The 322-nt window shown below is 42.2% G+C and carries 1 protein-coding gene; it reads left to right on the top strand.

The features are described 5' to 3' along the window. Positions 1 to 322 (top strand): peptidylprolyl isomerase (locus ACNKXV_RS13880; RefSeq protein WP_417908311.1); only part of this gene is annotated, 322 nt, incomplete at both ends.

Raw genomic sequence — 322 nt, 5'->3', positions numbered from 1 at the left:
ATTCAAACAAGATATTTTAAGTGGAAAATCAACGTTCGCAGAGTTAGCTACCAAATATTCCGAAGATCCGGGATCGGCAGCTCAAGGAGGTGATCTTGGTTTTTTCCGAAGAGGCGAATTGGCTCCTGAATATGAAGCAACTTCATTAGGACTAAGACCGGGTGAGATCTCGGATCCGGTGGAGACCCAATTTGGTTTTCATATGATTCAGTTGTTGGAGATCAAAGGAAACACTTATAACACGAGGCATATCCTTCGAATTCCCAAAGCAACCGAAGAAGATATCCTAAAGGCTGAACGATATTTGGACAGTCTCAAAAAG

The organism is Christiangramia aquimixticola, from assembly GCF_048285835.1.
GTDB classification, from domain to species: domain Bacteria; phylum Bacteroidota; class Bacteroidia; order Flavobacteriales; family Flavobacteriaceae; genus Christiangramia; species Christiangramia aquimixticola.
The sequence above is the reverse complement of the archived record's forward strand: the minus strand, read 5'-3'. Positions and strand labels throughout refer to the sequence as shown.